Genomic DNA, 22,607 nt, shown 5'->3' with positions numbered 1-22,607 from the left:
AAAATTTAGGTTTAAATAATACAAAAAAAATTATAAAACCTTACTTTTATAAAAAATTTTATATAATCGTGTTCTTATTAAAGAATTAAGGTTGATTAATGAATAGATTTATATTAATTTCAGCGATTGTTTTACTATTATCTCAATCAATTTTTGCAAATGAAAAACAAGAAGAAGAAAATAATCAAACAAGATTTGAATCTCTGTCAAAACTAACACAAGTAATTGGTACTGTTGAAAAATACTATGTAGATGATATAAAGCTACAAGAAATAGTTGATAAAGCACTAAAAGGTCTTATGCAAGAACTAGATGCGCACTCTACATATTTAGATAAAAAATCATCAAAAGAGATGAGTATTCAAACTCAAGGAGAGTTTGGAGGACTTGGAATTACTGTAGGTATGAGAGATGGAGCTTTAACAGTTATTGCTCCAATTGATGGTACACCAGCATATAAAGCAGGTGTAAAAGCAGGGGATATAATTTTAAAAATAGATGATCATTCTACATTAAATATGACTTTAGATGAAGCTGTATCATTAATGAGAGGAAAACCAAAAACTCCTATTAGCTTAACATTGGTAAGAGAAGGGAAAAATAAACCTTTAAAAATCGATATTGTAAGAGATATTATTAAAATTCAATCTGTATTTTCTAAAACAATTGAAAATGAAGATTTATTATATGTAAGAATTTCAAGTTTTGATAGAAAAGTTACAACAAATTTAAAGAAAGCTATTAAAGAAAATCCTAAAACTAAAGGTATTATTTTAGATTTAAGAAATAACCCAGGTGGATTATTAACACAAGCAATAGGAGTAGTTGATCTTTTTGTTGATGAAGGAATTATTGTTTCTCAAAAAGGAAGAAACAGTGAAGAAGAAGAGAAGTTCAATGCAACAATAGCTGAAACAATTACTGATGTACCACTTGTAGTTTTAGTAAATGGTGGTTCAGCATCAGCTTCAGAAATTGTAAGTGGTGCTTTACAAGACCATAAAAGAGCTGTAGTAATTGGAGAAAAAACTTTTGGTAAAGGTTCAGTTCAAGCAATTTTACCTATTACACAAGATAGAAGTGAAAATATTAAAATAACTATTGCAAAATATTATCTTCCAAGTGGAAGAACTATTCAAGCGACAGGAATTACACCTGATGTAATCTCTCACGAAGGTGAAGTTGTTGCTGAAAAAAATGCTGAGTTTAAATTAAAAGAAGCAGACTTAAAAAAACATTTAGAAGTTGAACTTGATAAAGAGAATGGTGTAAATAAAAAGAGTGAAGAAAAAGAAGAAGATAGTAAAATCTTAACAGAAGAAGATATTGCTAAGGATAATCAATTAAATACATCAATTGGTATTTTAAAAAGTTTAATAATTATGAAATAAAAGGAAACACACATATGAACAAAACTGAGCTTTTATACGAAGGTAAAGCGAAAAAAATCTGGAAGACAGAAGATGAAAATCTTTTAATTTCTGAATTTAAAGATGACTTAACTGCGTTTAATGGTGAAATGAAATCAAGTGAAGCAGGAAAAGGTGCTTTAAATAATAAAATCTCTACAGAACTTTTTAAGTACTTAAAAGAGAATGGAATTCAAACACACTTTGTTGAAATGCTTGATGATAATAATATGCTTCATAAAAAATGTAAAGTTATACCTATTGAAGTAATTATTAGAAATATTGCTACTGGTTCATTAACAAGAACTTTAGGTATTGAAGATGGAAAGATTTTACCTTTTACTTTAGTAGAGTTTGATTATAAAAATGATGAATTAGGTGACCCAAAAATAAATGACCAACATGCATTAATTTTAGGATTAGTTAAACACCAAGATGAGCTAGACAAATTAAGAAGAGTAGCAAGAGAAATTAATGATATTTTAAAACCTTACTTTTTTGAAAAGGGGCTTAAATTAGTAGATTTTAAACTAGAATTTGGTTATGACAGTAATGAAAATATAATTTTAATTGATGAGTTATCTCCTGATAACTGTAGATTTTGGGATGTAGAATCAGGTGAATCTATGGATAAAGATAGATTTAGAAAAGGAAAAGGTGGACTAAAAGTTGCCTATGAAAACGTATTAAATAGAATTTTAAATAAATAAAAAGGAAATAGACTAGATGAAAGCAATCGTAAATGTAGCATTAAAACAAGGTGTACTTGATGATCAAGGAAAAGCAACTCACCATGCTTTAGATACTCTTGGATTTAAAGAGATTGTAAAAGACGTTAGAGTTGGTAAACAAATTATTATGGAATTAAACTCTTCAAATGAAGAAGAAGCTAGAAAAGAAGTTACAGAGATGTGTGAGAAACTTCTTGCTAACACAGTAATTGAAGATTATCAAATCGAAATTTTAGGTTAATATTATGAATGTATCTGTATTACAATTTCCGGGTACTAATTGTGAATATGACACAAAATATGCTTTTGAAAAGTTAGGTTGTGAAGTAACAATAGTTTGGCACAAAGATAAAGAAATTCCAGCAAATACTGATCTTTTAGTAATTCCTGGTGGATTTTCTTATGGAGATTATTTAAGATCTGGAGCAATTGCTAGATTTGCAAATGTAATGGATTCTGTTCAGGCATATGCTTCTAAAGGTGGAAAAGTTTTAGGTATTTGTAATGGATTTCAAATCTTACTTGAAGCTGGTTTATTACCTGGTGCTATGAAAAGAAATGACTCTTTACATTTTATCTCTAAATATAACCACTTAAAAGTTATAAATAATGACAATATCTTTTTATCTTTATTAAAAAAAGATGATGTAGTAAATATTCCAGTTGCACATCATGATGGAAATTACTATATTGATGAGCAAGGATTAAAAGAGCTTGAAGCAAATGGTCAAATCCTTTTAAAATATTGTGATGAAAATGGTGAATTAATGAACTTAAATGGTTCAGTTGCAAATATTGCAGGTATTTGTAATAAAGAAAAGAATGTATTTGGACTTATGCCTCACCCAGAAAGAGCAATGGAAGAACTATTAGGTTGTGATGATGGTGTTGCAATGTTAAAAGGGTTTTTAAAGTAGTGAAAAAAATATTAGTATTAGTATTAGTTTTTTTTAGTATTGTTTTTGCAAATGACTTTACAAAAGAGGAGAGTTCTGTTTTTAATGGAAATACTAATACGGCTCCTTCAAATAATACAAACGTTTTTTTACAAGATAATGATTTAACAGTAGGAGCACAAACTCCTCCTGTTGTAAGTAAAAATTTATACCTTTCTTATATAAACTATCCAAAACATATATACAAAAACCAAAGATTTGAAATTGATATAAAAGCATTAATTACAAGAACAAATTATGATAGAATTGAAACACATTTTATAGATGGTGTTAATATGCTTCCACTAAATGCACAAAATAGTTGGAGTTTAACAGCAAATTCTAAAAATGTATATACAAATAAATACTATTTTAAAGCCTATGATTCAAACTTTTTATTACCTACAATTGAAGTAAGACTATATGATAATAATGTATTAATAGAGAGTAGAAAACTATTTTCTCCTAAAATTACTTTTTCAGAAGTTGCAAAAGGAGATGAACTTTTTTCTAATGTAATAGCAAAAGATTTAACTCTATTAAATACAAAAGCAAAACAATATACAAATAAAGAAGCCTTAGCAATAATTGATTTAGAAGCAAACTATTCAAACTTTGAAGACTTTTATATTAAAGGCTTTGAAGAACAAGGTGTAACGTTAATTGAAGATAATTATCCAAATCAACATATGATATATTATGTGGTAATTCCAATTCATCAGAAAGTTATCTCATTTAACTATTTTAATACAACAAAAAATAGATTAGAAAAAATTACTATTCCAATTAAATTTGAAGAAGAATTAGTAAGTACTCAAACAGATTTAAACCCAAATAATTCTAGTTTTGAGTTTTATAAAAAAGTTGCAATTGGTGTAGTTGCTCTTGTTTTCTTAGTTTTATTTATTTGGAAAAGATCATATCTATATTTAATTTTATTTTTAATCATGGCAATAGCTTTTATGTTATTTGCAATGCCTAATACAACTGTAAAATTAAAAGAGAATAGTGTTATATATATTTTACCTACAAAAAATTCTACAATCTTTCAAAAGATGACAGATACTGTTACAGTAGAAGAGATGAAAAGAAAAAATGGTTTTGTAAAAATTATGTTTAAAAGAGGTGAAGAAAAATATATAGGATGGGTAAAGGAGCAAGATGTTATCAAGAATTAGAGGTTTAGTAGTACTTATCCAGTTCTCTATTACAGTTGCAATTGTAGTTGTTGCAATGTATCTTTTTAGAAATAAGACTCATGAAATTATTAAAGTTTGGATGAAGATTCAAATATTTTTATTAGGAATTAAATTAGAGATAGAAGGTAGTGTTGATGAGTCATGTGATATGGTGGTAATGAATCATCAAAGTCTATTAGATATTATTATTATGGAACATATTCATGCAAAAAATTTAGCATGGGTTGCTAAAAAAGAGATAACAGACTTATTCTTTTTTGGACATATTATAAAAGCACCTAGAATGATATCTATTGATAGAGATAACAAAGCAGGAATTATTCATCTATTAAAAGAAGCTAAAGATAGATTATCAAAAGGAAGGCCAATTGCTATGTTCCCTGAAGGAACAAGAAGTAATGGAGAAGAGATGTTAGATTTTAAGCCAGGGGCTCAAATGATAGCAAATAAATTAAAATTAAAAATTCAACCTGCAATAATTTTAAATACAAGAAATATCTTAGATTCAAAATCTTTAAAACAAAAACCAGGAGTTGTAAAAGTGATTTTTTTAGAACCAGTTCAAGCTGAAAAAGGTACAACTTGGTTTGAAGATTTAGAGCAACATATGAAAGAAGTTTTTCAAGAAGAGTCAAAGAAAAATGTCTCTTAGCTGGCAAACACTTTTAGCAGTAGGATTAGGTGGTTTTTTAGGTGCAGTTGCACGGGCATATGTAGTTCATATGACAAATAAACACTTTCCTATTGACTTGCCAGTTGGAATATTACTTGTAAATGTAGTTGGAAGTTTTATTATAGGGTGTCTTTTTGCAATAATTGCTCATAATATGATTTCTGATATCACAAAGTCTTTTTTAATTACTGGATTTCTTGGAGCCTTAACTACTTATTCTACTTTTGCTATAGAGAGTTTTTTTCTATTACAAAGCTCTTTTTTCTTAGGAATAACAAATATGTTTTTAAATCTTTTTGGAACAATTCTAGCTGCAGCAAGTGGCTATAAACTACTACATTTTCTTATAAAATAGAAAAAATCTTCTCATTTTTTTTAAGCTTTAAGAAGCTATAATATCTCAAAATTATACATTAAGGATTTAACATGGGTATGCCAGGTGGTATGGAATGGGTATTAATTGCTCTAGTAGTACTTTTACTTTTTGGTGGAAAGAAAATTCCAGAGCTAGCTAAAGGTTTAGGAAGTGGTATTAAAAACTTCAAAAAAGCTGTTAAAGACGACGATGATGAAGTAGCATCAGCTGATAAAAAAGAAGAGATTGAAAAAAAAGAAGAAACTAAAGTTGAGTCAAAAGACGAAACTAAAACTGTTTAATGTGAGTGTGTGTTGCAAGAAATAGTTAAGAATCATATAGAAAGTATATTAGAAAAAGAGGTTGTATTAGAAAAACCTAAAGATATTTCTCTTGGTCACTTCGCAACGCCAGTTGCTTTTTCTTTAGCAAAAGAGTTTAGAAAATCTCCTATGGTTATAGCAGAAGAGTTAGCTAATAAATTTTCAGAATCAACACTATTTGAGAAAGTTGAATCTGTAAAAGGATTTATTAACTTTACTCTTTCAAAAAGCTTTTTAGAAGAAGAGACAAATAAAGCCTTAGCATTAAAAGATGAATTTGCAAAAGAGAATTTAAAAGATGAAAAAATTCTTTTAGAGTATGTAAGTGCAAATCCAACTGGTCCTTTACATATCGGACATGCAAGAGGAGCAATTGCAGGTGATGCATTAGCTAGAGTTGGAAGACATCTTGGCTATGATATTACAACAGAGTATTATGTAAATGATGCTGGTGCTCAAATGGATCTACTTGGATTATCTTTAGCTCTTGCTGGACAAGAGACAATTCTAAATTTAGAAGTTGAATATCCAGAAAAGTATTATAGAGGTGATTATCTTTTTGATATTGCAAAAGAAGTTGCACAAGAGTTAGGTACAGATATTTTTACAGATGAATCAAGACAAATGGAACTTGCTTTATTTGCAAAAGAGAGAGTTCTAGAACTAATTAAAAAAGATATGGCTGATTTAGGTATTGTATTTGATAACTATGTTAGTGAAAAATCTTTATACTCATCTTGGGATAGTACAAAAGAAGCTTTAGAAAAAAATGGTTCTTTATATGAAAAAGATGACAAACTATGGATCAAGTCTTCTGAATTAGGTGATGATGTTGATAGAGTTGTTGTAAGAGACAATGGTATTCCTACATATTTAGCTGGAGATATTATTTATCATAAAAATAAATATGATAGAAACTATGACAGATATATCAATATTTGGGGAGCAGATCATCATGGTTATATTGCAAGGGTAAAAGCTGCAATTAAATTCTTAGGAAATGATCCAGAAAAATTAGAAGTTTTACTTGCTCAGATGGTTCAACTATTAAAAGGTGGAGAGCCATATAAGATGAGTAAAAGAGCTGGAAATGTAATCTTAATGTCTGATATCGTAGAAGAGATTGGTAGTGATGCTTTAAGATTTGTATTTTTAACTAAAAAAAGTGATACACATTTAGATTTTGATATTGATAAATTAAAAAATCAAGATAGTTCTAATCCAATATTTTATATTAATTATGCATATGCAAGAATTAACCAAGTTTTCAAAAAAGCAGAAAAAAGCTTTGAAAATGTAGTTAATATTTCTTATGAGAATTTAAATAACGATTCTATAAACTTAGTTTATGAGTCATTACTGTTACCTTCAATCTTAAATGAGGCATTTAATAAAAGAGATATGCAAAAGATAACTGATTATCTTTACTCTTTAGCTTCTTCAATTCATAGATTTTACAATGAACATAAGATTGTTGGAAATGAAAGAGAAGATGAGTACTTAAAAGTTTTAAGTTTATGTTCACTTTCTATAAAAACAAGTTTAAATTTATTAGGGATAAGGCCTAAGGAGACAATGTAAAATGAAATGGTTTATTATTATTTTTGTAATAATAGTTGGCATTGCAATACTTACAGATAATATGGGTGGAGCGAGGGATGCTACCGCAAACTATAATAAACTTTTGACAGGAAGGTAGTAAAACTTACTACTTATAAAAAAAGGAAAGAAGAAAACTTCTTTCCTTTTTTTTATTCTTTATTAGATTTAATCTCTTCTAAGAACTCTTCTAAAGAGTATTTTTCTCTAGCTTTTTCACTCATAAGATTGATAAACATATCTCCTAAATCGCAGATTGTCCATTCATCATCTTCATCAACTCTTAAAAACTCTTCACCAAGTGGTTTTAAATCAGTTCTTAAGTGATTTAATAAAGCAAACCCATGTTTTGGATTTAATGTTGTTGCAATTACTACAAAATCAACAATATAATCTTTTCCAGTTAAATCAATAACTTCAACATTTTCTGCTTTTTTATCTTCAAGTATTTTTTTTATTGTTTCAATTCTTTTATTCAAACTTTACCTCTTTTTTTCCAAATTTTTTTAACTTCATCTCTGATTTTTTTAGGAATATATGATATTTTAAAAGTATTTCTAAGTTCTGTAGAACTTATTTTAATATTTACTTTTAATCTTTTAACTTCATCATTTATTTCATACTTATAACCTTCTCTTGTTACCACAACTAAAGTTACAAGCTCTTTTATCTCTTGATAACTATCCCATAGATGAAATGTCTTATAGTTATCTGCACCAATTACTAAATATATTTTTGAAGGATTATACTTCTTTTTTATATATTTAATAGTCTCAATAGAATAAACCGCTCTTTGCTCTTTTATTTCATACTTAGAAACTTTAACTTTTTTAAATTTTGAAAAAAGTTTTTTAAGAAGATTAAATCTTGTTTCTGCATCTAAAAATGATTTTACTTTAAGAGGATTTAAAAAAGCAGGCACAACAATTAAAAGGTCAATGTCAAGTTTTTTAATCGCCTTTTTAACGATGGTTTGGTGGCCTATATGAGGTGGGTCAAAACTACCCCCAAAAATAGCAATTTGCACCTATTTTTTTCCTTTGATTTATGATTAAATATTATTATAGCAACTTTTGGATAAAATATCTACCAAATTAATATTGACAAAAGGGTAAATATGGCTGTTAAAGTTGCAATTAATGGTTTCGGAAGAATTGGAAGATGTGTAGCAAGAATTATTGCACAAAGAGAAGATATTGAATTAGTGGCAATTAATGACACTGCTACACCAGAGATGTTAGAATATATTACAAAATATGATACTGTACATGGAACTTTTGATGGTGAAGTAAAAGTTGAAAATGGTTTCTTAAAAATGGGAAAAGTAAATGCTAAACTTTATTCTACAAGAGATGCAGGTGCTTTAACTTTTACAAAAGAATGTGGTGCAGAAGTTATTTTAGAGTGTACTGGTGCTTACCTTACACAAGAAAAATGTCAAATTCATATTGACAATGGAGCTAAAAAAGTAATTATGTCTGCTCCTGCAAAAGATGATACACCAACTTTTGTAATGGGTGTTAATAATGATGATTATGCTGGTCAAGCTATTATCTCTAATGCTTCATGTACTACAAACTGTTTAGGTCCAGTTGCTAAGATTATTGATGATGCATTTGGAATTGAAAAAGGTTTAATGACTACAATTCACTCATATACAAATGACCAAAATATTTTAGATGTTAAACATCAAAAAGATAAAAGAAGAGCAAGAGCTGGTGCTCAAAATATGATTCCAACAACAACAGGTGCTGCAAAAGCTATGAAATTAATTATGCCTCAATTAGATGGTAAATTACATGGTCAATCAGTAAGAGTTCCAACTCCAAATGTTTCAATGGTTGATGTAAACTTTGTTGTAAGTAAAAAAACAACAAAAGAGGATGTAAATGCTCTATTTGAAGCTAAAGCAAAAGAGTTAGCTGGAATTGTAGCTGTTGATAATGAAATGTTAGTATCTTCAGATTTAGTTGGAAATACAAATTCAACAATTATTGCAAGTGACTTAACACAAGTTATTGGTGAAGATATGATTAAAGTTATGACTTGGTATGACAATGAGTGGGGTTACTCGTCAAGACTTGTTGATATGGCAGTTTTTGTTGCAAAAAATTAAGGAAGAGAATGAAACTACAAGAGATTAGAAATATTAATATAGATGGGAAAAAAGTATTTATTAGATGTGATTTTAATGTTCCAATGGATGAATATAATAATATCACAGACGATAGAAGAATTAGATCTGCTTTAAATACTATTAGATATTGTATTGATAGAGATTGTTCAGTTATTTTAGCATCACATTTTGGAAGACCAGCAGATGAGAATGATGAAAAATACTCATTAAAGCCAGTAGCAAAAAGACTACATACTCTTTTAAAACAAGAGATTAAAATGGCAAATAATGTAGTTGAAGATGATACTCTTGAGTTAGCAAATAATTTAGAAGCTGGGGAAGTTCTATTATTAGAGAATTTAAGATACCACCCAGGTGAAAAGAAAAATGATGATGAATTTGCTAAAAAATTAGCTTCAATGGCTGATGTTTATATTAATGATGCTTTTGGTGTATCTCATAGAGCCCATGCCTCTGTTGAAGCAATTACAAAATATTTTGAAATGAATCAAAAAGCAGCTGGATTTCTATTAGCAAAGGAAATAAAATTTTTCCATCATATAGTACATAATCCCAAAAGACCTTTTGTCTCTGTAGTTGGTGGTTCAAAAGTTTCTGGAAAACTTGAAGCACTTTATAATTTAGTACCAAAAGTTGATAAAATTTTAATTGGTGGAGGAATGGCTTTTACTTTCTTAAAAGCTTTAGGACACGAAGTTGGTAAATCATTAGTTGAAGATGATTTAGTACCAGAAGCAATTAAAATTATGGATCAAGCAAAAGAGCTTGGAGTTAAAATATATTTACCTGTAGATGTTGTTGCAGCAGAAGCTTTCGACGCTGAAGCAATTGCAAAACTTGTAACTATCCAAGAGATTCCTGAAAAATGGATGGGATTAGATATTGGACCTGCAACAGCACAACTATTTAAATTAGCACTTGCAGATGCAAATACAATTTTATGGAATGGACCAATGGGTGTTTATGAAATGGAAAAATTTGCAAAAGGAAGTACAAGATTATCTCACACTATAGCACAGTCATTTGCAACAACTGTAGTTGGTGGTGGAGATACAGCAGATTTAGTTAGAGTTACTGGTGATGAAGATGATATGACATTTATCTCAACTGGTGGAGGAGCTTCTTTAGAATTAATTGAAGGAAAAATCTTACCAGGTGTAAAAGCCTTAGTATTAGAAAACTAAAAATAGCTACACTTTTATAGTTTTCCTACTTTTTAATAGTAGTTATAAATAGAATGGTTCTTTTTTAAAGAACTAATTTAAAGGAAATAAATGGCAATAATTGCTTCAAATTTTAAGACAAACCATACTAGAAAATCAACAGCAGCTTTTATTGAAGAAGTAAATACTTTTTTAAAAGAAAAAAATATTACTAATGAAGTTCTTGTTTTCCCAACAGCAACATCATTAGATAGTTTTAATACAGTTTCAAATTTAACTGTAGGAGCTCAAAATGCATATGCTACACAAAAGGGTTCTTTTACAGGAGAGATAGGAACTGAGCAACTTGATGAATTCAATATCAAAACAATTTTAATTGGTCATAGTGAAAGAAGACATATTCTTGGAGAATCTCAAGAAGAGATTGCTAAAAAATTTAATTTTTATAAAGAATTAGGATATACAATCGTTTATTGTATAGGAGAACCTTTAGAAGTTAAAGAGCAAGGAATTGAACAGACTTTAGAATATATTTATGAGCAATTTGTAGGAATTGATACAAATTATGAAAATCTAATTTTAGCATATGAACCTGTATGGGCTATAGGTACAGGAGTTACTGCAACAAATGATGATATTAAAGCAGTTCATAGTGCAATAAAAGAAAAAATCTCTAAACCTTTACTTTATGGTGGAAGTGTAAAGGTAGCAAATGTTCATGAAATCTGTTCTCTTGATGGAGTTGATGGTGCATTAATTGGAACAGCTTCTTGGCTTGTAGAAGATTTTAAACAAATTATAGAAAATACAAAGGATTTATAATGGTAATGAAGGGGAAGAAAGGTGTAATTTTAGGAGTTGCAAACAATAAGTCTATTGCTTATGGTATTGCACAAGCTTGTGCCGCTCAAGGTGCACAAATTGCATTTACATATTTAAATGACTCTCTTAAAAAAAGAGTTGAGCCAATCGCAGCTGAGTTTGGAAGTGCTGATTATGTATATCCATGTGATGTATCAAAACCAGAAGAGATTAAAGCATTAAAAGAGTCTTTAGAAAAAGATTTAGGACAAATCGATTTTATTGTTCACTCAATTGCTTTTGCTCCTAAAGAGGGACTATCTGGAAGATTTATGGATATTTCTAAAGAGGCTTTTGATATTGCTATGGACATCTCTGTTTACTCTTTAATTGAAGTAGTAAGAGAATTAAAACCTCTATTATCAGAAAATTCATCTGTATTAACTCTTTCTTATTATGGTGGAGTAAAATATATTCCAAACTATAATTTAATGGGTGTAGCAAAAGCTGCATTAGAGATGACAACTAAATATTTAGCTGAAGATTTAGGAAAAGATGGAATTAGAGTTAATGCAATCTCTGCTGGACCTATTAAAACTTTAGCAGCAGCTGGAATTGGTGATTTTAGATTCATGTTAAAATGGAATGAAGCTCACTCTCCACTTAAAAAGAATGTAACTATAAATGAAGTAGGTAATTCAGGTATGTATTTATTATCTGATCTTTCAAGTGCAGTTACAGGAGAGATTCACTATGTGGATAGTGGATTTAACATTATGGGAATGCCAGCAGTTGATTTTGATGAGAATGGAAAGCCTTCTATTGCATGGAATGGAACAGACAAATAGTCAATTAGCGTAAGCCTTTGACGAATTTCTTCGTTGTTGAATAAGATTTTAGACAGTTACTTACTTCAGTAAGCTTCTGCCTAAAACTTGTTCGCCGCCTTGAACTTCATTCAAAATTTTGCACTTCTTGACTATTTGAAGCTATAGAAAAATAAAAATTTTATTTAGAATTTTAAGAGTTTTAAATTAAATTTTTAAAGAGTATAGGAAAAAAATGAATATAAATTTTAAAGAATTAGCAAATAAATATCAAACACCTTATTATGTTTATGATTTTGATCATATTACATCACAATATAATGAATTAAAAAGTGCTTTTAAAGCAAGAAAATCTTTACTTGCATATGCAGTTAAAGCAAACTCAAATTTAAGTGTTATTAAACATCTAGCCTCTTTAGGTGCAGGAGCTGATTGTGTTTCAATTGGTGAAGTTAAAAGAGCTTTAAAAGTAGGAATTCAACCTTATAAAATCATTTTTTCAGGGGTTGGAAAAATTGATTCTGAAATAAAAGAGGCTTTAGAGCTTGGTATTTTAATGATAAATGTTGAAAGTGCTGCTGAGCTAGATAGAGTTGAAGCTATTGCAAAAGAGCTTGGAAAAGTTGCTAGAATCTCTATAAGAGTAAATCCAAATATTGATCCTCAAACTCATCCATATATTTCAACAGGTTTACATGAAAATAAATTTGGAGTAGATATTGATACTGCAAAAAGAATGTATATCCAATGTAAAAATTCTGATAGTTTAGAGCCTACAGGAATACATTTACATATTGGTTCTCAATTAACACAGTTAGACCCAATTAAAGAGTCAGTTCAAATAGTTGCTGATTTAGTAAGAAATCTTGCAGCAATTAAAATTGAACTATCTTTCTTTGATGTTGGTGGTGGATTAGGTATCGTTTATGATGATGAAAAACTAATTGATACAAATGAGTATGCACAATCAATTTTAGAGTCTTTATTTGGTTTAGATATTACAATTGTATGTGAACCTGGAAGATTTTTAGTTGGGAATTCAGGAGTTTTTGTTACTAAAGTACTTTATGAAAAAATAAATGGGGATAAAAGATTTGTAATTGTAGATGGGGCTATGAATGATTTAATTAGACCATCTTTATATAATGCTTACCACAAAGTTGAAGTTCTAAATGAGAATAAAGAGTTTAGTGATTGTAACTTAGTAGGTCCAGTATGTGAAAGTGGAGATTTCTTCGCAAAAAATATTGAGTTACCAAAAACAGAACATAATGATTTAGTTGCAATCTATTCAGCAGGAGCATACTGTTTTACAATGGCAAGTAACTATAATACAAGAGGAAAAGTTGCTGAAATTGCTGTTGAAAATGGAAAAGATAGATTAATTAGAAAAAGAGAAACTTTTGAAGATTTAATTGCTTTAGAAGAGGAATACCTAAAATAAAGGGATAAAATGAGTGAAGCTGGTTTAAAAGAACTTAGAGACAAGTTAGATACTATTGATAATAGATTATTAGATTTAGTAAATGAAAGAATGGATATTGTTCATCAAGTTGGGCTTTTAAAAGCTCAAAGTGGTGGTTCTATTTATAGGCCTGAAAGGGAAAAAGCTATTATAGATAGATTAGAATCTTTAAATAATGGAAGATTAAATAGAGCTGCAATTGAAGCACTATTTTTAGAAATTTTTGCTATTTCTAGAAATATTGAACTTCCAGAAAATGTAGCTTATCTTGGTCCTGAAGGAAGCTTTACTCATCAAGCAGCAGAGGGAAGGTTTGGTGCAATGAGTTCATATGTATCAATCTCTTCAATTAAAGGAATCTTTAGAGAAGTTCATACAGGAAAAGCTAAGTTTGGGGTTGTTCCTATTGAAAACTCTTCAAATGGAATAGTAACTGATACAATAAATTGTTTAAAAGAGTATGATTTAAAAATTGTTGCAGAAGTTGTACTTGATATTCATCATACTTTAGCTTCAACTTGTGATAAAATAGAGAATATAAAAAGAATCTATTCAAAAGATATTGCTTTTGAACAGTGTAGAAAATTCTTAACAAATTTTGGTCTTAATGAAGTTGAATTAATACCAATTGAGTCAACAACAAAAGCAGCAAAATTAGCAGCAAGAGAACCAAATAGTGCTGCTATCTGTCCTCATGTTGGGGCAAAGCTAAATAATTTACCAATTCTATTTGAAAATATAGAAGATAAAGATAATAATAAGACGAGATTTTTTATTATAAGTAACTTTGAAAATGCACAAAGTGGTAATGATAAAACTTCTATCTTAGTTGAGCTTCCAGATAGACAAGGGACTTTAGTTGAATTTTTAACAGATTTTAATAATTCAGATATCAATTTAACTAAAATTAAATCACATATTGTTGAGGGTAATTCAATCTTTTTTATAGATTTTGATGGACATCAATTAGATGATAATGTAAAAGATGTATTACAAAGACATAAAGATACAATTAAAATACTTGGGTCTTATGTAAAAGAGATAAAAGATATATAGTTTAAAAGTAACTATTTGCGTTCTTATTTAAAAAATTATAATATAAAAGTTCCTAAATTTGGGGACTATTCTGAGGAATATAAATGAAATTTAATAAGCTATTAGATAATTGTAAAATTTATGAAGCTGGAAAACCAATTGAGTTAGTTGTAAGAGATTATGGAGTTGATACAAAAGATATTATTAAATTAGCATCAAATGAGAATCCATATGGAACATCTCCTAAAGTAGTTGAAAAAATTGCTTCTTTATCAAAAAATATGTTTATGTATCCAGATGATTCGATGTATGAATTAAAAGAAGCATTAGGTAAAAAATTTAGTGTTACAAGTGATAATATTATTATAGGTTCAGGAAGTGACCAAGTAATTGATTTTCTTGTTAAAGCTAAATGTAGTGAGAACTCTAAAATGCTTATGTCTAGAACAACTTTTGCAATGTATGAGATTTATGGAAGACAAGCTGGTGCACAGATTATTAAAACAAAAGATGATGAACACAATTTAGCACAATTTGAAGAGATGTATGAAAGTCAAGGTGCAGATATTATCTTTTTATGTTTACCAAATAATCCATTAGGTGAATGTTTAGATAGAGATGATGTGTATGCATTTCTTGCAAAAGTAGATAAAGAGACTTTAGTTATCATTGATGGTGCATATCAAGAGTATGCTTCATTTAAAGATTCTAAAAAAAGAATTGATCCAGCTGATTTAATTGAAAAATTTCCAAATGCAGTATATTTAGGAACTTTTTCAAAGGCTTATGCTTTAGGTGGAATGAGAGTTGGATATGGAATAGGTCAAACAAGTATTATTAAAACTATGTATAAATTAAGACCTCCTTTTAATATTAGTACTCTTTCTTTAGCAGCAGCAATTGAAGCAATAAAAGATGAAGAGTTTGTTCAAAAATGTATAGCTTTAAATTTTGAAGAGATGACAAGATATGAAGAGTATGCAAAACAAAGAGGTTTTGAGTATATTGAAAGTTATACAAACTTTATTACAATTAAATTTGATAGTAATTACTTATCATCAGAAGTTGCACAAAAGCTACTTGAAAGAGGAATTATTATCAGAGATTTAACTGGTTATGGGTTAAATGCAATTAGAATTACAATTGGTTCTAAGGAACAAAATACAAGAGTATTTAAAGTACTTGATGAAGTATTAGAAGATTTAAAAAAAGTAGAGAACTTATAAAATATTATGGAAGTACAAGATAAAAGTTTAGCGGAATTAAAGCAAGTATGCTCTGATATTAGAGAGCGTATTATTGATGTTGTATCACGAAAAGGTGGACACTTTTCATCAACTTTAGGTGCTGTTGAATTAACAGTAGCAATGCATAAAGTATTTGATGTAAAAAAGGACCCCTTTATTTATGATGTTTCACATCAGTGCTATGCCCATAAACTTTTAAATGGAAGATGGGAAGAGTTTGAAACTATTAGACAATATAAAGGTTTAAGTGGTTTTACTAAACCTAAAGAGAATGAAGCTGATTATTTTGTAGCAGGACATAGTTCAACTTCTATTTCTCTTGCCGTTGGTGCAGCAAAAGCTATTCAGCTAAAAAAAGAGAATAGAGTACCTGTTGTAATGATAGGTGATGGTTCTATGACTGCTGGGATGGTTTATGAAGCTTTAAATGAATTAGGCGATTTAAAACTTCCTGTTGTAATTATCTTAAATGATAATGAGATGTCAATTGCAAAACCAATTGGAGCTATCTCAAAATACCTTTCAAAAATTCTTGCTGGTAAATATTACCAAAATTTTAAAGGGAAAGTAGACTCTTTTATTAGAAATAATATGCCAGAAGGAACAACTTATATTGCAAAAAGAATGGAAGAAGCAATGAAGTTAATTACTCCTGGAATTTTATTTGAAGAGATGGGTCTTGATTATATTGGTCCAATTGATGGACATGATTTAGAAGAGATTATTGATACTTTAGAGATTGCAAGAGATATGAAAAAACCAGTTATTGTTCATGCCAGAACAGTAAAAGGAAAAGGTTATAAAATAGCTGAAGGTCAACATGAACATTGGCATGGAGTAGGTCCATTTAATGTTGAAGATGGAGAGTTCACTAAAAAAGCAGCAGCTAAATCGGCGACAGCAGTTTTTGCAGATGCTTTAGTAGAATTAGCAGAAAAACATGAAAATGTTGTTGGTGTAACTGCTGCAATGCCAAGTGGAACAGGAATAGATAAACTTATTGAAAAGTTTCCACAAAGATTTTGGGATGTAGCAATTGCAGAACAACATGCAGTTACTTCTATGGCAGCTATGGCAAAAGAGGGTTTTAAACCTTTTATTACTATCTATTCTACTTTTTTACAAAGAGGTTTTGACCAAATTATTCATGATGTATGTTTAATGAAGCTTCCTGTTGTTTTCGCAATTGATAGAGCAGGAATTGTTGGAAATGATGGAGAAACACATCAAGGTGCCTTTGATATCTCATATTTAAGATTTATTCCAAATATGATTCTTTGTGCTCCAAGGGATAATGAGACATTAAATCACTCTTTAGAGTTTGCCTATGAAGCAAAAGGACCTTGTGCAATAAGATACCCAAGAGGAGCTTTTGGTGAAGTTGATTTCCCTTCAAGTAAGTTTGAACTAGGTAAAGCTGAACTACTAAAAGAAGGTACTTCTAAAAAACTATTTATTGGTTATGGAGCAGGAGTTTCAAGAGCCTGTCAAACTGAAAAATTACATGAAGAAGATATTGCAATTTTAGATTTAAGATTTGTAAAACCTTTAGATGAAACTTTATTAAAAGAATTATCATCTAAATATGATGATTGGTATGTTTTTTCTGATTCTCAAAAACAAGGTGGAGTTGCAAGTGCAATTTTGGAATTTCTAAATAAAGAAAATCTTTGTGTAAATCTTACTTCTTTTGAGTATGAAGATGAGTTTATTCAACACGGAGATACTAAGTTAGTAGAAGAAGGCTTAGGTCTTCATCCTCATCAGCTAGTAGAAAAGATTAAGTAGCTTTTCTTCTCATGTAAGAGGATTTTCTCCTCTTTCCTAAGAACCAAAATACTTCTCAATAAGATGAAAATCTTCCCCTATATGTTCTAAAAAATTGGTATATTGTTTATTTCAAATTGTAAAGGAGGCATTTAGACTCCTTTTTTTAATTTATAAACTGTAATAGTTTTTCAGCACATAAGCCCATTGCTGTACTTTCATAACCTTTTACACTTTTTATATAAGGTTTACAAAAACCTTCAACCATTATAGCTCCTGCTTTTCCAAAACATTCACCAGACTTAATATACTCTTCCATATGTTTTTCATCAAATTTATCAAATACATAAGTTGTGATAGAGATATCAATACACTCTTTTTTCTTTGATTTGTAAATCATACATGTTATAACTGATGTTTCACTTCCACTTTGAAGTTCTAACATTCTTTTTGCATCTGCTTCATCTTTTGCTTTTCTAAGTAGCTTGCCATGTGATGTTACAACAGAGTCAGATACAAGAAGTGGCATTTCTTCAATTCCATACTTTTTATATAGTTCGTCAAATTTTCCTTTTGTAGCTTCATAACAGAAAGACTTAGGATTTGTAGTTAATATTGTATCTTCATTAAAATTTCCACCATTTTGGATAAAATCAATTTTGAAGTTTTTTAAAATAAGTGCTCTAGTTGGTGAATTCGAACCTAGTCTAATCAAAATAATATTTCCTTCTTTTTTATTTGAATTATACTCAATTAGTATATAATACTTGTTTTAAAAATAGAATGTAATATTAGGAAAATTTATGAATATAGTTGTGATAGGTGCTGGTGGAATAGGGGCTTTTTATGGAATGATTCTTCATAATATTGGCTGCAATGTTAAATTTGTAGCAAGAGGTGAAAATCTAAAATATTTAAAAAATAATAAAATTAAACTAACTCATCCTAACTATGTCATCGAAGATAAAATAGAGACTCTAAGTATTGAAGAGTTAATAAAAGAGAATCCCAAAAGAGTTGATGCAATTTTTATTGCAACAAAATCTATGAGTACTGAAAACATCTCTAAATCTTTAGCTTCTTGGATAAAGGATGCTAAAAAAATACCATATTATATCTCTTTGCAAAATGGTGTAGAAAATGAAGATATTATGTCTAAATATTATCCTAAAGAGTATGTAATAGGAGGACTTACAAGACTTATTGCTGCTCATACAATGTCTTTGGGTATCATTGATTCAACAGGGGAAGTTCAAACTTTACTTGGTGCTATATCTCCAAATAATCAAAATCAAAAGTTTTTAGAGCAGTTAAAACTTTTATTAGATAAAACATCCACTAAAACTATACTTTGTGAAGATATTAAATTAGAGCTTTGGAATAAGCTTATAATAAACAATGGAGTAAATGCAATTTGTGCATTACTTCAAGAGTATTCAGGTATTTTAATTAGAGATGAAAAGGTATCAAAGCTTATTTATGGTCTTATGAGTGAAGCTGCCCTTGCTTCAAATGCAATTGGTGTTAATCTAACCCAAGAAGATGCAAACAAAATGTTTGAATTAATGACAAATTTTGAATCAATAAAACCTTCAATGTGGGTTGATACAGAAAATAATAGAGATTTAGAATTAGATGAAATTTGTGGGGCAGTTATTAGAAATTGTGAAAAACAAGGTTTAGATGCTCCTTATACAAGAAGTGTATCAACTATTTTAGAATTTTTATACAATAAAAAAAGAAGTAAGTAGTGCAAAGATTTTCAGGAAGTTTAATATTTTCTTCTTTTCTTATAACTATTTTTGCTTATTTTTTTAATAATGAGTATATATTCTTAGCTGGTATATTGGCTTGGTTTGCTCTTATAACTCTATTTAAAAATGTAAATGGTAAATCTCTTTTATATAAACTCTTAGCTTTAAGTTTTATTGCTTTTTCTTACTCTTTTTTTAGTGGCTTTGAAATAGATTATATAAAGGTTTTCAGTGTAAACCAATATCTATTAACACTACTAATTGGAGTGGGCTTTTTAAGATTGATTGCTACCCCTAAAGCCAAAAATGTTAAGTCTTTACCAAGTGGAAAAAAGAGCTTTTTTAAAACCTATTTAGGAGTACATCTTTTTGGTTCTGTGATTAATCTTTCTTCTTTGATTATTGTTGCAGATAAACTATATGAAAAATCAAAATTAACAAATTTACAAGTAATTACACTTACACGAGCTTTCTCTTCTGATGCTTATTGGTCTCCATTTTTTGTAGCCTTTGCAGCAGCAATTACTTATGCTCCTAAACTATCCTCTTCAATAATATTAATGATGGGGATTATTTTAGCTTTTATTGCTTTTCTTGTAACTTTCTTTGAAATTAAAAATGAACCAAGTTTAGATGAATTTAAAGGTTACCCAATAGAGTTTGAAACACTATATTTACCCTTTTTATTAGCTATTTTAGTATTAGTTACAAACTACATTTTTCCAAGTGTGAAAGTGATTTTACTTATCTCTATTTTCTCTTTACTACTTACTTTTTTTATTTTACCTCTTAAATACAAAGTGAAAAAAAGTAAAGAGATGTTAATTGCTCATATAACTTTTGAACTTCCAAAAATGAAAAATGAGATAGCACTATTTTTAATTGCTGGTATGTTTGGAGTTAGTATCAGTTCTGTATTATTAGGAATGAATTTATCTTTGCCAATTGAACAGTTAAATGGCTTATATGCTTCAATCTTATTGTTTATTTTAATCGCTCTTTCATTTGTAGGAATTCATCCTATTATTTCAATTGCTGTTTTAGGTAATTGGGTTGACCAGTTAAATCATACTCTTTTAGCAGCTACTTTTTTAATGTCTTGGGCAACAGCAGTTTCTACTTCTCCTTTTAGTGGTTTAAACCTTACAATGCAAGCAAGATATGAATTAAAGGCAAAAGAGGTTTTTAAAATCAATTTACCTTATGCTATAAAGATGTATTTCATTTGTGTTATAATGCTTTTCGCTTTATCAAATTACTTAGGACTTTAATGAATATATTTTTTATTATTTTAGGAAAAATTGCACCCTTATATTTAAATATAGGAATTGGATATCTTTTAGCTAGATATTTTAAAATCAAAAGAGAACAAATCGCTTTTTTATTAGTTTATATTTTAGGACCTATAGTAATCTTTTTTGCAGTTTTATCAATTGAAATTAATATGCAATTGGTATTTTTACCTCTTTTTATTTTTATCTTTGGAAGTACGATTGCTTTTTATATTTTGAAAAAATATAAAAATGAGTGGAATGATGCAAGTGTAAATACTTTAGCTTTTACTTGTGGGACAGGAAATACTGGCTATTTTGGTATTCCCTTAGCTATGATTTTATTAGAACCAAGTGTTGCAAATATCTTTATTTTTGGTACATTAGCTTCACTTTTATATGAGAATACAACAGGTTTTTATGTTACTGCAAAGGGAAGTTTTACAGCAAGACAATCTATAATGAAGGTATTAAAACTACCACTTCTTTATGCTTTTATTGCAGGACTTTCATTTAACCTTGTAGGATTTAGAACTCCTGAGATTATTGTTCCTTATTTTGAGAATTTAAAGTGGGCATATGGGATTTTAGGAATGATGATGTTAGGTATGGGAATGAAAGGCTTTAATTTAGAAGCAGATTTTGATAAAAAATATATAAAAATCTCATACTTCTTTAAATTTATTTTTTGGCCAGCAGTTGTTTTAGCAATAATTTTTGTAGATAAAACATTTATCAATTTTTTAAATGAAGAGATTTATAAAGTTATGTTTTTGTTTTCAATTGTACCACTTGCAGGAAATACTGTAACTTTAGCTGTATTACTAAAAGCAAAACCTGAAAAGGCTTCATTTACAGTACTTTTATCAACAATAGTTTCTGTTGTTTATATTCCAATAATGTTAGCCATTTATGGAGGCTTTTAATTAAAATTTTTAGTTAAAAACTCTTTGGATTTTCCATATCTGTTTTATATAGTATGGATTATCTAAACTTGAGATAGTAACTCCAACTTTTGTAGAAGCATGCATAAACTCTCCCCCACCAATATAAATACCTACATGTCTTGTTTTATATCCAGTTTTAAAGAAGATTAAATCTCCAATTTGTAAATCAGCCATTCCAATTTCTTGACCAACTTGAGATTGAAGTTTTGTAGTACGAGGAATTTTTATTTTTAAAGCATTTCTATAGGTATTTTGTACAAAAGCAGAACAATCAATACCTTTTTTTGAATTACCACCATACTTATATTTTACACCTTTCCATTGTTTGTAGTGTGCAAGAAGTTGATTATAAAGTTTTTGATTTTCTTCATAATCTCTAAATTTTAAATTTGGATTTGGTTTAGGGTTAAGTGCTACGGAGTTGCTTGAAAAACAACCCGTAAATAGGATAAAAACTATTGAAGTAAGTAATAGTTTAAATACTCTCATTTAGAATCCTCTTAATGTAACACCTAAATAAATAGCTACTAATCCCAATACTATATTTAATGGAATTAGAAAACTAGCAATTGGTTGAAGCTTTTGTTTTGCAAGGGGAAACTCTCCTTTGTCAAAAGCTTTTTGTGCTTGATTTCTTTTTATATAAACAAGTGTAAATATAATTGTCATCACAACCCATACAACTTCTTTTGCAATTACAAAAGCATAAAGTTCTGTACCTTTAAATTTTAAAGCTATAATCATAATGATAGCTGTTAATAGCAAAATTATTATTGAAGGAATAACCATAGAAAAAAATCTTTTTAGATTTTCTAAAGTTCTTCCTAATTTGATTTGAGGTTCTTCTACACTTTGCATAGAGTAGTGAACGGCAAATCTAATTACAATCATTCCTCCTACCCAAACTACAGCAGAAAGAACATGTAAAAATACTATAAGCGAAGAAAAATTGTTAAACAATGTTTCCAT

General features: G+C 28.8%; 25 protein-coding genes. 20 read left to right on the top strand and 5 right to left on the bottom strand.

Features of this window, described 5'->3' with window-relative positions; genetic code table 11:
- The first annotated feature begins 98 nt into the window (after positions 1-98).
- The 9 genes from ABIV_RS11650 to argS all read left to right on the top strand — a co-directional run bounded on the left by ABIV_RS11650 (position 99) and on the right by argS (position 7,206).
- A complete protein-coding gene (locus tag ABIV_RS11650) occupies positions 99-1,391 on the top strand; it encodes a S41 family peptidase (RefSeq protein WP_114840046.1) in 1,293 nt (430 codons plus the stop codon).
- A 14-nt stretch (positions 1,392-1,405) separates the two neighbouring features.
- Positions 1,406-2,119 carry a phosphoribosylaminoimidazolesuccinocarboxamide synthase gene (gene purC, locus ABIV_RS11645; RefSeq protein WP_114840045.1) on the top strand — a complete coding sequence of 238 codons (714 nt, stop codon included), beginning with the start codon at positions 1,406-1,408 and terminating at the stop codon, positions 2,117-2,119.
- 16 nt (positions 2,120-2,135) lie between these two features.
- Positions 2,136-2,381, top strand: coding sequence for a phosphoribosylformylglycinamidine synthase subunit PurS (purS, locus tag ABIV_RS11640; RefSeq protein ID WP_114840044.1), 246 nt, complete (start codon positions 2,136-2,138; stop codon positions 2,379-2,381).
- Between the two features lie 4 nt (positions 2,382-2,385).
- Entirely contained in the window at positions 2,386-3,057 is a 672-nt protein-coding gene (purQ, locus tag ABIV_RS11635) for a phosphoribosylformylglycinamidine synthase I (protein ID WP_114840043.1), read from the top strand.
- Positions 3,057-4,253, top strand: coding sequence for a hypothetical protein (locus ABIV_RS11630; protein WP_114840042.1), 1,197 nt, complete (start codon positions 3,057-3,059; stop codon positions 4,251-4,253). Before purQ ends, ABIV_RS11630 begins: the two co-directional genes overlap by 1 nt.
- Positions 4,237-4,926, top strand: coding sequence for a lysophospholipid acyltransferase family protein (locus ABIV_RS11625; RefSeq protein ID WP_114840041.1), 690 nt, complete (start codon positions 4,237-4,239; stop codon positions 4,924-4,926). The genes ABIV_RS11630 and ABIV_RS11625 overlap by 17 nt, the downstream gene beginning before the upstream one ends.
- Complete coding sequence (gene crcB / locus ABIV_RS11620; protein ID WP_114840040.1) at positions 4,916-5,302, top strand: fluoride efflux transporter CrcB; 387 nt, start codon at positions 4,916-4,918, stop codon at positions 5,300-5,302. The genes ABIV_RS11625 and crcB overlap by 11 nt, the downstream gene beginning before the upstream one ends.
- A gap of 71 nt (positions 5,303-5,373) precedes the next feature.
- Positions 5,374-5,604, top strand: coding sequence for a twin-arginine translocase TatA/TatE family subunit (gene tatA / locus ABIV_RS11615; protein ID WP_114840039.1), 231 nt, complete (start codon positions 5,374-5,376; stop codon positions 5,602-5,604).
- A 12-nt stretch (positions 5,605-5,616) separates the two neighbouring features.
- Positions 5,617-7,206 (top strand): arginine--tRNA ligase, encoded by a 1,590-nt coding sequence (gene argS, locus ABIV_RS11610; protein ID WP_114840038.1) that lies wholly within the window; start codon positions 5,617-5,619, stop codon positions 7,204-7,206.
- 170 nt (positions 7,207-7,376) lie between these two features.
- On the opposite strand, the gene rsfS is transcribed toward argS, so the two are convergent.
- Together rsfS and nadD are read right to left on the bottom strand one after the other, a co-directional pair.
- The gene (gene rsfS, locus ABIV_RS11605; protein ID WP_114840037.1) at positions 7,377-7,703 is read right to left on the bottom strand and encodes a ribosome silencing factor; all 327 of its coding nucleotides are present in this window, start codon (positions 7,701-7,703) and stop codon (positions 7,377-7,379) included.
- A complete protein-coding gene (nadD, locus tag ABIV_RS11600; RefSeq protein WP_114840036.1) occupies positions 7,700-8,251 on the bottom strand; it encodes a nicotinate (nicotinamide) nucleotide adenylyltransferase in 552 nt (183 codons plus the stop codon). The genes rsfS and nadD overlap by 4 nt, the downstream gene beginning before the upstream one ends.
- A gap of 90 nt (positions 8,252-8,341) precedes the next feature.
- Here nadD and gap point away from each other — a divergent pair, with 90 nt between their 5' ends.
- The 8 genes from gap to dxs all read left to right on the top strand — a co-directional run bounded on the left by gap (position 8,342) and on the right by dxs (position 17,687).
- Positions 8,342-9,340 (top strand): type I glyceraldehyde-3-phosphate dehydrogenase, encoded by a 999-nt coding sequence (gene gap, locus ABIV_RS11595; protein WP_114840035.1) that lies wholly within the window; start codon positions 8,342-8,344, stop codon positions 9,338-9,340.
- Between the two features lie 8 nt (positions 9,341-9,348).
- Positions 9,349-10,545, top strand: coding sequence for a phosphoglycerate kinase (locus tag ABIV_RS11590; RefSeq protein WP_114840034.1), 1,197 nt, complete (start codon positions 9,349-9,351; stop codon positions 10,543-10,545).
- A gap of 90 nt (positions 10,546-10,635) precedes the next feature.
- Positions 10,636-11,346 carry a triose-phosphate isomerase gene (locus ABIV_RS11585; protein WP_114840033.1) on the top strand — a complete coding sequence of 237 codons (711 nt, stop codon included), beginning with the start codon at positions 10,636-10,638 and terminating at the stop codon, positions 11,344-11,346.
- On the top strand, positions 11,346-12,173 hold the full coding sequence (gene fabI, locus ABIV_RS11580; protein ID WP_114840032.1) for an enoyl-ACP reductase FabI: 828 nt from the start codon (positions 11,346-11,348) through the stop codon (positions 12,171-12,173). Before ABIV_RS11585 ends, fabI begins: the two co-directional genes overlap by 1 nt.
- A 214-nt stretch (positions 12,174-12,387) precedes the next feature.
- Positions 12,388-13,596 carry a diaminopimelate decarboxylase gene (lysA, locus tag ABIV_RS11575; protein ID WP_114840031.1) on the top strand — a complete coding sequence of 403 codons (1,209 nt, stop codon included), beginning with the start codon at positions 12,388-12,390 and terminating at the stop codon, positions 13,594-13,596.
- 9 nt (positions 13,597-13,605) lie between these two features.
- Positions 13,606-14,673 (top strand): chorismate mutase, encoded by a 1,068-nt coding sequence (gene pheA / locus ABIV_RS11570; protein ID WP_114840030.1) that lies wholly within the window; start codon positions 13,606-13,608, stop codon positions 14,671-14,673.
- An 83-nt stretch (positions 14,674-14,756) separates the two neighbouring features.
- Complete coding sequence (hisC, locus tag ABIV_RS11565; RefSeq protein WP_114840029.1) at positions 14,757-15,878, top strand: histidinol-phosphate transaminase; 1,122 nt, start codon at positions 14,757-14,759, stop codon at positions 15,876-15,878.
- 6 nt (positions 15,879-15,884) lie between these two features.
- Complete coding sequence (gene dxs, locus ABIV_RS11560; RefSeq protein WP_114840028.1) at positions 15,885-17,687, top strand: 1-deoxy-D-xylulose-5-phosphate synthase; 1,803 nt, start codon at positions 15,885-15,887, stop codon at positions 17,685-17,687.
- A gap of 145 nt (positions 17,688-17,832) precedes the next feature.
- Here dxs and maf read toward each other — a convergent pair whose 3' ends face one another.
- The gene (gene maf, locus ABIV_RS11555; RefSeq protein ID WP_114840027.1) at positions 17,833-18,381 is read right to left on the bottom strand and encodes a septum formation inhibitor Maf; all 549 of its coding nucleotides are present in this window, start codon (positions 18,379-18,381) and stop codon (positions 17,833-17,835) included.
- Positions 18,382-18,469: 88 nt separating this feature from the next.
- Between maf and ABIV_RS11550 the strand changes: the two genes are divergently transcribed.
- Genes ABIV_RS11550 through ABIV_RS11540 form a run of 3 tightly spaced genes read left to right on the top strand, consistent with a single transcriptional unit; the run spans position 18,470 to position 21,617 of the window.
- Positions 18,470-19,417 carry a ketopantoate reductase family protein gene (locus tag ABIV_RS11550; RefSeq protein ID WP_114840026.1) on the top strand — a complete coding sequence of 316 codons (948 nt, stop codon included), beginning with the start codon at positions 18,470-18,472 and terminating at the stop codon, positions 19,415-19,417.
- Positions 19,417-20,691 (top strand): tellurium resistance protein TerC, encoded by a 1,275-nt coding sequence (locus ABIV_RS11545; RefSeq protein WP_114840025.1) that lies wholly within the window; start codon positions 19,417-19,419, stop codon positions 20,689-20,691. Before ABIV_RS11550 ends, ABIV_RS11545 begins: the two co-directional genes overlap by 1 nt.
- Complete coding sequence (locus ABIV_RS11540) at positions 20,691-21,617, top strand: AEC family transporter (protein WP_114840024.1); 927 nt, start codon at positions 20,691-20,693, stop codon at positions 21,615-21,617. The genes ABIV_RS11545 and ABIV_RS11540 overlap by 1 nt, the downstream gene beginning before the upstream one ends.
- A 9-nt stretch (positions 21,618-21,626) precedes the next feature.
- On the opposite strand, the gene ABIV_RS11535 is transcribed toward ABIV_RS11540, so the two are convergent.
- The gene (locus tag ABIV_RS11535; RefSeq protein ID WP_114840023.1) at positions 21,627-22,127 is read right to left on the bottom strand and encodes an NlpC/P60 family protein; all 501 of its coding nucleotides are present in this window, start codon (positions 22,125-22,127) and stop codon (positions 21,627-21,629) included.
- Positions 22,128-22,607, bottom strand: coding sequence for a hypothetical protein (locus ABIV_RS11530; protein WP_114840022.1), 480 nt, complete (start codon positions 22,605-22,607; stop codon positions 22,128-22,130).

The organism is Halarcobacter bivalviorum (assembly GCF_003346815.1).
Taxonomy (GTDB): Bacteria; Campylobacterota; Campylobacteria; order Campylobacterales; family Arcobacteraceae; genus Halarcobacter; species Halarcobacter bivalviorum.
Note: the sequence above shows the minus strand (reverse complement) of the source record. Positions and strands in the feature narration are given on the sequence as shown.

Bases quoted from the DNA above. Each gene is read 5' to 3' on its own strand.
- purQ (WP_114840043.1), top strand. From the start codon at position 2,386: ATGAATGTATCTGTATTACAATTTCCGGGTACTAATTGTGAATATGAC.
- ABIV_RS11590 (WP_114840034.1), top strand. From the start codon at position 9,349: ATGAAACTACAAGAGATTAGAAATATTAATATAGATGGGAAAAAAGTA.
- fabI (WP_114840032.1), top strand. From the start codon at position 11,346: ATGGTAATGAAGGGGAAGAAAGGTGTAATTTTAGGAGTTGCAAACAAT.
- ABIV_RS11650 (WP_114840046.1), top strand. From the start codon at position 99: ATGAATAGATTTATATTAATTTCAGCGATTGTTTTACTATTATCTCAA.
- ABIV_RS11535 (WP_114840023.1), bottom strand. From the start codon at position 22,127: ATGAGAGTATTTAAACTATTACTTACTTCAATAGTTTTTATCCTATTT.
- lysA (WP_114840031.1), top strand. From the start codon at position 12,388: ATGAATATAAATTTTAAAGAATTAGCAAATAAATATCAAACACCTTAT.
- purC (WP_114840045.1), top strand. From the start codon at position 1,406: ATGAACAAAACTGAGCTTTTATACGAAGGTAAAGCGAAAAAAATCTGG.
- ABIV_RS11625 (WP_114840041.1), top strand. From the start codon at position 4,237: ATGTTATCAAGAATTAGAGGTTTAGTAGTACTTATCCAGTTCTCTATT.
- ABIV_RS11540 (WP_114840024.1), top strand. From the start codon at position 20,691: ATGAATATATTTTTTATTATTTTAGGAAAAATTGCACCCTTATATTTA.
- purS (WP_114840044.1), top strand. From the start codon at position 2,136: ATGAAAGCAATCGTAAATGTAGCATTAAAACAAGGTGTACTTGATGAT.
- ABIV_RS11550 (WP_114840026.1), top strand. From the start codon at position 18,470: ATGAATATAGTTGTGATAGGTGCTGGTGGAATAGGGGCTTTTTATGGA.
- pheA (WP_114840030.1), top strand. From the start codon at position 13,606: ATGAGTGAAGCTGGTTTAAAAGAACTTAGAGACAAGTTAGATACTATT.
- gap (WP_114840035.1), top strand. From the start codon at position 8,342: ATGGCTGTTAAAGTTGCAATTAATGGTTTCGGAAGAATTGGAAGATGT.
- ABIV_RS11585 (WP_114840033.1), top strand. From the start codon at position 10,636: ATGGCAATAATTGCTTCAAATTTTAAGACAAACCATACTAGAAAATCA.
- ABIV_RS11530 (WP_114840022.1), bottom strand. From the start codon at position 22,607: ATGGAAACATTGTTTAACAATTTTTCTTCGCTTATAGTATTTTTACAT.
- hisC (WP_114840029.1), top strand. From the start codon at position 14,757: ATGAAATTTAATAAGCTATTAGATAATTGTAAAATTTATGAAGCTGGA.
- tatA (WP_114840039.1), top strand. From the start codon at position 5,374: ATGGGTATGCCAGGTGGTATGGAATGGGTATTAATTGCTCTAGTAGTA.
- dxs (WP_114840028.1), top strand. From the start codon at position 15,885: ATGGAAGTACAAGATAAAAGTTTAGCGGAATTAAAGCAAGTATGCTCT.
- crcB (WP_114840040.1), top strand. From the start codon at position 4,916: ATGTCTCTTAGCTGGCAAACACTTTTAGCAGTAGGATTAGGTGGTTTT.